This window comes from Coleofasciculus sp. G2-EDA-02, assembly GCF_040226375.1.
In the GTDB taxonomy this organism is placed as follows: Bacteria; Cyanobacteriota; Cyanobacteriia; order Cyanobacteriales; family Coleofasciculaceae; genus Coleofasciculus.
Window position 1 is genome coordinate 23,471 of the sequence record NZ_JAVKEW010000266.1, and the last position, 11,144, is coordinate 34,614.

The following is an 11,144-nucleotide window of genomic DNA, read 5'->3' on the forward strand; positions in this document are numbered from 1 at the left end:
TAAGGAAGAGTTAAAACAGTTTTAAGGAGACAGATACGGCGACAAATTTTTCTGAATTAGCAAATGGGTTGTTCGGGTTTAGTGCAGCTTTTCCGAGACCTTGGTTAAGTTATCAAAACAGTCAGGAATGACACCTTGCTATCTCTCATGACCCATAATATAAAACGGCGGCGGGGTAGCTTGTCTTTCATCTAGAGACAAATGGATTCTCCCACCGCCTTTTTATACGCAAGTACCCTTTAGCCAAAAACTCGAAACTGCGTTGCTGTGCGATTTTTTATCGTACTTGACTAATACGGCGCACACTCAAATAGCCTTTTAGCTTTTTTATTTGGGAAAAGATTCGCTGAATCTGTTTATGATCGTAGATATCAATGCATAAATAAATCATAGCCGTTTTATCAGCGGAACGATCCATACGGATATCTCTAATATTAATTTTGAGATCCTTTAAAAGACTGGTTATGTGGTTGAGGACACCCACTTCGTCACAAACTTCGACTTGAATATAAATTGGGTAAGTTTGACCTTCTGTATTATTCCAGCTAACCTCGATCAGGCGATCATCTGGTACATTGTCCCAATTATGGCATTCCTGGGTATGAACAGAAATACCACGTCCTGCAAGTTTGACAACGCCAATAATTGGTTCACCAGGTACAGGATTGCAACAATGAGCAAGGTGATAGCCTAATCCTTCTATCCCTGCAATGGGTGACTTGCTTGAGGAGATATTAACGGTGTGTGAGATTGTAGGAGGCGTAGTTGACAACTCAGGAGTATTATCAATTAGTTTTTTGTTATTGGTAGCTTCTCGTATGCGATTAGCTACCCGATTGAGGGAGAGTTCACCATAACCTAAATTAGCAAGTAAATCATCAACGCTATGATAATTACATTGCTCCACCACGTCCTTCATTGCTTCAGACTCCAGCAGAGTTTCAAGACCATCTTTGCCTAGTTCTTTTTGCAGAAGTTCTCGACCACGGTCAATATTTTCTTGCCAATGCGATCGCTTATACCATTGACGAATCCGATTGCGGGTACTATTAGTCTTCACAAATTGCAGCCAGCCTAAGTTAGGATGACTGTTTTTATTGGTGATGATTTCCACAATATCCCCAGTCTTCAGGGAGGTATCTAGGGTAACCATCTGCCCATTCACTCGCGCCCCAGCACAGTGGTTACCTAGATCAGTATGAATACGATAGGCAAAATCAATAGGGGTTGCCCCCTTCTGTAGTTTCTTAACATCATTTTTGGGAGTTATTAGATAAATGAATTTGTCTAAATCACTTGAATTTCTAGTTAACTCTTGGAGTAATAAAGCTTTGTCTTGTGTAGACAGGCTAATCATTTTAAGTTCTGATTCTTTATTTTTAACATTAATAACCTCACAAGTCGGTATTTCATTAATAGCTTCTACTAGCTGATCATGAGCCTGCTTTATTTCGCTTTTTTCTTTCCTATAACGACGACTTTTAGTTACTATATCAAGCTGGAGTATTATTCGCTGATCTGATAATTTATCAAGATCTATACTCAATAATTCAAATTTGCTATATCGAATAATATTACCTATTGTTATTACAGATTCTTTTTGGCATTTAACTACCAAATTGAATCGTTGACTCTGTGCCAGTTCATAATTTCTTTTCGACAACGGTTGAGCATAAGAGGCTGGATCTTTGTAACGGTGGTGAGAAGCCTGATCCAGACCTAGCAAACCAATTCCTACCTCTGCGGCAAGATGCATCCTCTGTGTCCGGATCTGAAATTCTACAATTCGTGCCTGTGGTTCTCCATATCTGATATTGATATGAATAGATTGATAACCTGTAATCTTGGGATGTTTAATATAATCTCTTAGGCTTTCTTTCAGAATTCCTTCTCCCTGAAAAAATCCTCCCATTTCCTGTACAATTGCCAAAACCTTGTAACATTCGCTTTCAGTTTTAGTGATAATACGAACCCCAATGATATCCAGGATTTTGTTTAAAGAAACTTTGCGAGCTGTTGACTTTTTATAGATACTGTAAATTGCCTTAGCTCTAGGAAAAATTTCAGCCTGGATTTTAGCTTCTGCAAGAAGAGACTCTAAGTCTGAAGTGAGATTCTCGATAAAGTCTTCTCGCTGTGGGAATCGGCTTTCCAGAGCTTGGTTAATTTCTTCGTATTCGTGAGGATGGAGAAAAGCAAAAGCTCGTTCTTCTAATTCTTCACGTAACTCATTGAACCCAAATCGCATAGCTAGAGGTGAAACTATGCTTAAAACACAATCGGCTATTCTGGAAGCGAGACCAGAGGATATGGAATTCAAAATACCAAGGGTATACTTAAAATTTAATAATTCGATATAGATGACATCTTGAGGCAGTTTTTCTGTCTGTAACAACCCATAGGCATCATCATCAGATATAGCCTCTTTACATAAATGCTTAACTGTGAACAGCCAGAGCTTTTTGTGAACTTGTAGTCGTGCAATCTGCCGATTTATATTTTTATCTGTTAATTTCTGAATTGCCTCAATTGCCTCATCATAGCACTTCCATACTGGTTCAATTAAGTCTTTTGTAGGTTTTTCTTGTTCACGAAAAGAAAAACTATTTAAAATTCTATTTTCTTCTATTTGTCCTTGAGTCTCAAGACAAACTATGACAATTGACTGGGCATTAATGTCTGTAGCGATATTCATCGCCTCCTGATTTTGTTTGTGTGCTTCTTCAGGCGAGTTTATTAAAGCTGTTAATCTTGCCAAATAGGTGAGCGCCTGTGCTTCATGGTAGCGCATACGGTACTCTTTGAAGCGGGCTAAAGAGTCTTCCAGATCCCGCTTGGCTAAACCAATATTTCCTAATGCTAGGTAGGTTTTACCACGGCTAAATAAAACTCGTGCGTAGCTGCTCAGTATTTCTGGATTGGGAGATTTAAAGCAAGTAGCCGCCTCTGTATAGGATTGCAAGGCAGACTCATATTCACCTTGAGTAAATTGCAGATCTCCTTGAATAATTAGGCGTGAGCCGTTCACTCCAACATAACATTTATTCTGCTTATCAATCCGTTCCTTAGATTTATGGCTAAACTCATCAGCTTCATCCAAACGACCAGTTGATAAAGCGATTCTAGCTAAATTGTTATATGTCTTTATTTGACCATATTCATCAGGTTGAATACCATCTTTACCTTCTTTAATATGCAAAGATTCTCGATAAGTTGCCTCAGCTTTCTCATAGAGACCTAAATGAGTGTAGATATCTGCAAGATAATCTAAATCTCGTGCTTCACCATGACGGTCATCGATGGATTGTTTAAGTTTAATAGCACGCTTAAGGTTAGTCTCTGCTTTTTCCAACTCACTTTGGAATTTTTGGCAAATACCCAATCGTGCCAAAGATTTAGACTCTCGATATATATCTCCTAGCGCAGCGAATTCTATCACACTATCGCGAAAGAATTTTTCAGCTTTCAAGAAATTGCTCTGATGACGCTCGATACTACCTTGACGATATAAAATTAAAGCCAGACCTAGTTTATCGTCAGAACGAGTAGCTAGTGCATAAGCAGTATTAGCAATATTACGGGCATTATCACACTGACCAAGATCCGTATAACAGCCAACCATTTTCCCTAAAGTGCGGATTTGCATTGGAAAATCAGCTTGACTTTCCGCTATCTCTAGAACAGACTTCAAGGCTTGCAAAGCTAGTTCAGGCTGCCCCCTAAGATGACGCATCTTGCCCACATAGTACAAAGCAACAGAAGCACCTAGTTGATTCCCTTTTTGCTCAAAAATTTCGTAGGCTTTTTGGAAAATCTCTTCAGCATTTGCTGCGCTACCTTGTTTCTCTAGTTTTCGACCTTTCTCTAACAATAGCCAGGGTTTATCTACAAAAATAGCATCATCAAGATTAATTAGCCATTCTCCTAATCCAGTCAGTCTCTCTGATAGAAGCCGTTCTTTTTCATGTGAGCGACCCACCAGCTCATTTAAAACCTGTGCTGCTGTTTCTACTTGCCCAATTTTACACCAGTCATAATATGAGTCGAGGTAAGCACGGCGATCTAATTTTTCCAAAGGACTTTGTTTGCCCTGTTGCCAATAATAGTGAGCTACCTTTTCTTGCCAATCTACCATTTTTTCCTGAGACTGAGAGGTACGCCAAAATTCGGCAATCAGAGGATGCATCTGGAACTTGTCACAGTCCACTCGGGTTAGCAATCGGCGCTGTAATAACGACTCTCCCACACTTTCTGAAATATCCAGATACGTCCAGGCTGAACGTTGAACGGGTGTCCGAAATACTGAAAGACGACTTAAGGCTTCCCGTTCTGTTTCATCAAGATGTATGGCTACATTTTCCAATAGTCTCTTATTGAGTTCAGCGCCATAACGTTTATCATATTCGACCAGCCGATTCAGGAGATTTCCCATCGAGTTCCCTAACAAACAGTACCACTGAATAACTAGATCGATAGCTAAAGGATGTCCGGCTGTTTTTTTGATCACCGCAATTACATCATTTGAGGAGCATTCAATCCCTGAAGCTTGGCATCTTTGATTAATATACTTAACCGCTTCCTCGTATTGAAAGCCTGTCACATTAAATTTATGAACTTGACTAGCTAGCCGTACTCCTAACGACTTCTCTGGAGAATGGTCGATCAAGATTAATCGGTTCTTCCCTCCATGGGTTCTGAATCGTTGAATAAACGGCTCAATCTCTGAATAGTTGGCAAGCTGAAATCCATCAATAAAAAATGCATAATTGGCTAATTTGCTAGTGCTGATAACCTGCACTAAAGTGGGGATTTTATGGGTACTTTTGATTGTGTCTTCGGCATAAGTTGTGACGAATCCATACTCACCATTGCTTTTGAGGAACTCGTTCACCTGCAACAATAGTTCATCTAATATCAGTTCTTCTTTATCCAGCCAGCAAACTTTGTAATCCTTACTGAGCTGATGCGCTAGTTGTGCTGCCAAGTAAGTCTTTCCTACCCCCGACTCTCCCCACATTATTACGACTGGGGAGGCTTGAAGCAATTTTTTTACCTGTTCCAACTCAGTCTGCCTGCCATAAAAATCAGGAAAACTTGGAGGTGTAAAAATGGGAAGAATAGGTTCCTGAAAACAAATTGATGCTTGAGATAATGAGAGTTTATGACCTTCTTTGAAGGGATATATATCTGGCTTAATATCTGTTGAGCATTGCAAAATTTGTTCTTTGGCATACTCATGCAACTCATCAACAGAAATTATCCCATCTTTATTCAGATCGGCAGCACCAGTCTCCATCCCTTCAACCAGGAAACGAGTGTACAGTGAGAGATCCGTTCCTGATTGGGAATACTCTAATAATCCAGAAGAGGCAAGAACAGCAGCATCAGCTTTAGCTGTCATTCCCTTAGCGAAAGCCCCACTAAAGCAACAGTCAAGAATCACCACTTGTTTCCGAGAAGGGCTGGTGAACATGAGGCTATGCACAAAGTCAGAAGGAATTGCCGTTGCTGCTAGTCGTGTCTTTTTAGTTGTAGGACTAGTTAAATACAGTTTTCCTCTATTGTCTGTGATGCCATGACCTGAGAAATACAAGAGCAATAGATCATCTTTGTGGCAATCGGCAAATAGTGCCTCAATCTTCTCCCGCATCTGCTGGGGGTCAGGATTGGTGATCACCTCAACGGCATCAAATCCTCCCCTCTCTGGATGTCGCAAAACTTTCTCCATTGCTTGTACATCCTTTTTAGAACCGGGGAGTGGGTCTAAACCAAACTCGTACTGACTAATCCCAATCAGCAATGCTAATTTTGCCATTTGCCACGTCCTACGCCCTCTCTACAAAGTCTTTGAGTTGTTCAATCAGAACCAATACCTCTTCTTTGCTGGTGCCAACAGTCTCTAACTCAATGGTTTTACCATTAGCCTCTGCTTTCACCTTAACTTTTTTACTAGACAAGCGGCTGAACAGAAAGTTCACGACAGGTCTGATTGTCGGTAAAGGGATCTGGGTGGTTAAGACGCCAACCATCAATTTACCCAAATCCTCTGCTCCTGCTTTCACGTCTCCGGCTGGCTTTTCTCGGATACGCTCAACAGACTCGACTTCTTCTAAAGAATCTATATCCTCATAGAGACTTTGTGTAAGGGTTTCCAAGTCTTCGGAGTCCAAATCAGAATCGCTAAAGTCGATGGTAAGCTGAAGATTAGACATACCTGCCATTGTCAACCTCTGAGTGGGAATACTACTCTATTCAACCTTAGCCAGACACTAAATTTTGTGATCTAAGTTGTACAAGAGTTGTTTAAACTGTTCCTGAAAGGCATCTCGGCTAAATTGAGCCAGACATTGTTCTCGCAACCACTCCCCGTCACAGCGCTGATCATCTCCTTTAAGAATTTCAATACAGGCTGCTGCTACGGCGTCCGGATCACGGTGCGGTACTCGCCAGCCTAAACGTTCATCTTGTAAGGGATCAGCCGATCCATCGGCGTCCCCAGCTAATACAGGTTTACCACATGCCATGGCTTCTAGATAGACGATACCAAAACCTTCTTGAGAGGGCATGATATAAGCATCAGCTACGCGGTAATGTTCAACTAAGTCACTGGTGGGAACGAACCCGGCAAAAACGACGCGATCGCAAACACCGAGATCTTGAGTCAGTTGTGCTAATCTAGGCTGATCATCACCGCGCCCAATGACTAAATATTTCACCTCTGGGAAAACCGCCGTGATTTTGGGGAGGGCGCGAATCGTTACATCCACTCCCTTATAAATATCCCCTGACCACAAACGTGCTACAGTCATTAATACTTTAGCCCCTGCCAAATCATATCGCTTAATTAACTCTGGAGACTTTTCACCAGGGGTAAAGACATCACCATCCACCATACAAGGTAAAATCTTTACCTGATGGGGATCTAAGTCATTCGCCGCACAAGCGCGATCGCGACTGTAGCGACTAATTGTCCAGATTTGAGCCGCACCAGTCAGCGCCTGACGTTGGGAAGTGGGTAATTGCTGCCAAACTTCCTTCCCATAAGTCAAAACGGTATAAGGAATACCCAATGGCTGACAAAGAAACTGAATCAGAGGGGCTAAGTTAATATGACCGCAGAATACATGCTTTGGACGTTTTTGCCACAAACAAAGCCCCAGCGCTGCGGCTAACCTGAGACGCCCTAACATCGGCGGTTTGGTTTTCAGGTAATGGAATTTTAGACAGGGAACATCAAAAGGGTTGTCACATCCTGGGCTATCCCGAAGTAAAAATACCTCAGCGCCTATCTCGGTTTCAGTGTGAGCCTGAATTGATATATAAGCTTGTAATATGTTTTTGACGTAAGATTGAATCCCACCTTCAATCGCAAAAATCTCTAGAAAAACAAATAAATGATGAGTTGGGGTATTATTTAGACTCGTCAATTTTTTCTTTTCCCCCGACTTACTAACGCCGTATGTTTAAATTATTCCTAACCCCAATACTACTCGAATAAGTTCTATTTGCCTGTTCGCTATTCCCTGGACATAATATAACACCTGTCATTGCCTTAGCTTGAAAGATAAACTAAGACAGCGACAGGTGTTGAGTTCAAAGAACTTGAACCGTTTAGAACAGACCCAAAGTAAACGACTTATCAATGGGGAACGTTGCGCCAATACCCATCCACAGAGTAACCAGGGTACCAATCATAAATACAGTGGTTGCCACTGGACGGCGGAAGGGGTTTTGGAACTTGTTGACGTTTTCGATAAAGGGAACCAGGATTAGACCAAGTGGAATAGCTCCCGTCAACGCAATCCCTAAGAGTTTATTAGGAACAACGCGCAGAATTTGGAATGAGGGATAGAGATACCATTCCGGTAGGATTTCTAGGGGAGTAGCAAACGGATCAGAGGGTTCGCCAACCATAGCTGGATCGAGGACAGCTAGAGCAACGCATAGAGCGATTGTCCCCATAATCACTATCGGGAAGGTGTAGAGCAGGTCATTGGGCCAAGCGGGTTCACCGTAGTAGTTGTGACCCATGCCTTGGGCGAGTTTTTCGCGTAATTTGGGATCGCTGAGATCCGGCTTTTTCAGAATTGACATGATTTTAAATGTCCTTAATCAACAAAGAGTAGCACGTCTTTGCAGGGAATTGCACTTTACAGGGGACCGGAGATACCCTGCTTACGAATCATGATAAAGTGCAGCAGCATGAAGACGGCGATTAGCCAAGGAAGAACGAAGGTGTGCAGGCTATAGAAGCGAGTCAATGTAGCTTGACCCACACTTTGACTGCCACGAATGAGTTCAACGATTAAGGAACCAACTACAGGAATCGCGTCAGGAACACCGGAGACGATTTTGACTGCCCAGTAACCTACTTGATCCCAAGGTAGGGAGTACCCTGTCACGCCAAAGGAGACGGTAATGACTGCCAAAATTACGCCTGTTACCCAAGTTAATTCCCGTGGCTTTTTGAATCCGCCCGTCAGATAAACCCGGAAAACGTGCAAAATCATCATTAGCACCATCATACTGGCAGACCAGCGGTGGACGGAACGGATCAACCAACCGAAGTTGACGTCAGTCATGATGTACTGCACAGACGCAAATGCCTCAGTGACAGTCGGTCTGTAGTAGAAGGTCATGGCGAATCCAGTAGCGAACTGGATAATAAAGCAAACCAGAGTAATGCCACCGAGACAGTAGAAGATATTAACGTGGGGAGGAACGTACTTTGATGTTACGTCTTCAGCTAATGCCTGAATTTCTAGACGCTCCTGAAACCAGTTAAAAGCTTTTGATTCAGTTACCTGTTTAGAAAACATGAAGCCAGAATTTTTAGAAGGATATTGCTGTTTGAGTGTGAGCTAATCCTGGATAGGGTTTAAACTACCAGGAAATGAGATAGCTCTGGGGCTAGTGTGTTTAATACCGCTTGGGCGGAATCTCTGTATCGGGAACACTGACCCGATTTGAAATTGCTCTATGAGAAATGTAACATAACTTGACAAGAGTAGCTTGAGCCAGGCGTCAATCCGTTGAGGATTCGTAATTCGTCCTTTGTCATTTGTTGAAAACTGCTTACACTCTGTCGGGGCGGGTTTAGGGATATCAGGGTGAAAACGTTGCCGTTAGCGGTAAAACCCGCCCCTACATCTCCCCAGACGCGCCATGGCGCGTCTCTACATTGCACCCCATCTGCGCCAAGAGGGGAAAACTGTACCGTTGGTACACTTAATTTTCCCAGACTTTGCCAAACTAGATAAATGAAAGCATCAAAGCCTACCGTTAATTTTTGTTGAGTTATGCCAAAACGATCATTCTGGGTTGGACTCATAATCCTTTGCCAAATTGTCCTGTTATGGGTAGGGTGGACTCCCTCAGCCTCAGCATCGACTCAAGAACAACAGCTATTTTCCGAAGCGTGGCGGATTGTCTCGCAAGCGTATGTGGATGACTCCTTTAACCAGCAAAACTGGTGGCTAGTGCGCCAGAATACGCTTAAGAAAGGTTTAGATAACCGCGACGCCACCTACAAGGCGATTCAGAGCATGTTAGCCACCCTGGAGGACCCCTACACGCGCCTGCTTAAACCGAGTCAATATCGCAGTCTCAAGGTGAATACATCGGGTGAACTTTCGGGTGTGGGGTTACAAATTGCCCTGGATGATGAAACCGGTCAATTAGCCGTCGTCGCGCCCATCGCTGGCTCACCTGCTGATCAAGCTGGAATTCAACCGCGCGATCGCATCGTGGCAATTGATGGCGAAACCACAGACACCTTAACCCTTGACGAAGCCGCCGCCCGGATGCGTGGACCTGTTGGCACAAGTGTAACCCTCTCAATTCAGAGTAAGGACGAGCAACCTAGGGTGATTGAACTCGTGCGCGATCGCATTGCCCTCAATCCAGTTTATGCCGCACTTGATTCTGAATCCAATGTCCCAATTGGCTACATTCGCTTAACCCAATTCAGCGCCAATGCGCCCACGGAAGTCGCCAACGCCATTAACCAACTCGAACAACAGGGAGCAAATGCTTACATTCTCGATCTGCGGAATAATCCAGGAGGTTTACTGCAGGCGGGTTTAGAAATTGCTCGTCTCTGGCTTGATCGAGGCACTATTGTCTATACTGTTAATCGCAATGGCATGATGGGCAGTTTTGATGCGTTTGGACAGGCACTCACACAAGCCCCCTTAGTTGTATTAGTCAACCAGGGAAGTGCCAGCGCCAGTGAAATTTTAGCCGGCGCACTTCAAGATAATGGCAGAGCGAAACTTGTAGGGGAAAGAACCTTTGGTAAAGGTTTAATTCAGTCCTTATTTGACTTATCCGACGGATCAGGTTTAGCCGTAACCGTTGCTAAGTATGAGACTCCCAATCATCGAGATATCAACAAGTTAGGGATTACGCCCGATTGGGAAGTTTCTCTCGATTCAATTCCTGTAACTCGTGCTGGTACAGCCTCAGATCGACAATATCAGGCAGCAGTAGAGTTGTTAACGGGTAATTCTGTCTTAGCCGCTAAAGCCGCATAAGTCAGAGATGAGGGAGATGGCGGAGGTGTAGGGGCGGGTTTTACTCATAACGTTTTGGCACAAACCGATAACTGAACTAAACCCGCCCGTCTCAGGATTCAGGGGAAGCAAAAATTAAATTAGAGCTGATCTGAACCGTCAAAACTTAGTCGGGGCGGGTGCGAGTTACATCTCTTGTGAGGGAAGAAACGATAGTAGTAAAACCCGCCCCTACACAATCAAACTCGGTCAATTTGAGACAGCCGTTTATAAGCCTGATCGATCGCGCCTTTCCCCCTCAGCGCCCCGGTGTTTGCCCCCGGGCAAATATAACTCAAGGTGTTTGGTGTAAAGCGATCGAGGAGAAACTGGAGGCTGTGAAGTTGTCGTTGCCAGTGAAAGGTTTTTGACGCTCGTAACGGTACAGGTTCTCCCTCTGGGTTCGGTAGCAAATGGCGTCCAGAAAATAAAACGCCCCCTTCCTGGTTGTATTGACATCCTCCCCCGGCTAAAGAGCGCGGGGGATTCCTCACCACGCCACCTTTAGCCGGGGTGGTCGCTGATTGGGGTTGACGCTTCGCTGAAGGTTGCCTCCAAATGAGGTCTTACACCCTCTCCACGTCCGTTTAT

At 43.6% G+C, this 11,144-nt stretch carries 6 protein-coding genes and 1 pseudogene; 1 reads left to right on the forward strand and 6 read right to left on the reverse strand.

From position 1 onward, the window contains the following. Positions 1–277 precede the first annotated feature (277 nt). The 5 genes from RLO19_RS30535 to petB form a co-directional block, all read right to left on the reverse strand. Entirely contained in the window at positions 278–5,815 is a 5,538-nt protein-coding gene (locus RLO19_RS30535) for a caspase, EACC1-associated type (RefSeq protein ID WP_446361471.1), read from the reverse strand. 10 nt (positions 5,816–5,825) lie between these two features. Then, positions 5,826–6,221 carry a hypothetical protein gene (locus RLO19_RS30540; protein ID WP_446361473.1) on the reverse strand — a complete coding sequence of 132 codons (396 nt, stop codon included), beginning with the start codon at positions 6,219–6,221 and terminating at the stop codon, positions 5,826–5,828. Between the two features lie 48 nt (positions 6,222–6,269). After that, positions 6,270–7,427 (reverse strand): glycosyltransferase family 4 protein, encoded by a 1,158-nt coding sequence (locus RLO19_RS30545; protein ID WP_446361475.1) that lies wholly within the window; start codon positions 7,425–7,427, stop codon positions 6,270–6,272. 184 nt (positions 7,428–7,611) lie between these two features. Further along, positions 7,612–8,094, reverse strand: coding sequence for a cytochrome b6-f complex subunit IV (gene petD / locus RLO19_RS30550; protein WP_006105395.1), 483 nt, complete (start codon positions 8,092–8,094; stop codon positions 7,612–7,614). Between the two features lie 56 nt (positions 8,095–8,150). Next, on the reverse strand, positions 8,151–8,819 hold the full coding sequence (gene petB / locus RLO19_RS30555) for a cytochrome b6 (RefSeq protein ID WP_446361477.1): 669 nt from the start codon (positions 8,817–8,819) through the stop codon (positions 8,151–8,153). A 480-nt stretch (positions 8,820–9,299) separates the two neighbouring features. Between petB and ctpA the strand changes: the two genes are divergently transcribed. Next, positions 9,300–10,535: a carboxyl-terminal processing protease CtpA gene (gene ctpA, locus RLO19_RS30560; protein ID WP_446361479.1), complete on the forward strand. Its 1,236-nt coding sequence runs from the start codon at positions 9,300–9,302 to the stop codon at positions 10,533–10,535. Between the two features lie 218 nt (positions 10,536–10,753). On the opposite strand, the pseudogene RLO19_RS30565 reads toward ctpA, so the two are convergent. Further along, positions 10,754–11,005: pseudogene (locus RLO19_RS30565) on the reverse strand (MBL fold metallo-hydrolase); the annotation flags it as partial. Positions 11,006–11,144 lie beyond the last annotated feature (139 nt).

Coding starts and splice junctions, on each gene's coding strand:
- RLO19_RS30535 (WP_446361471.1), bottom strand. CDS start 5,815: ATGGCAAAATTAGCATTGCTGATTGGGATTAGTCAGTACGAGTTTGGT.
- RLO19_RS30540 (WP_446361473.1), bottom strand. CDS start 6,221: ATGGCAGGTATGTCTAATCTTCAGCTTACCATCGACTTTAGCGATTCT.
- petD (WP_006105395.1), bottom strand. CDS start 8,094: ATGTCAATTCTGAAAAAGCCGGATCTCAGCGATCCCAAATTACGCGAA.
- petB (WP_446361477.1), bottom strand. CDS start 8,819: ATGTTTTCTAAACAGGTAACTGAATCAAAAGCTTTTAACTGGTTTCAG.
- ctpA (WP_446361479.1), top strand. CDS start 9,300: ATGCCAAAACGATCATTCTGGGTTGGACTCATAATCCTTTGCCAAATT.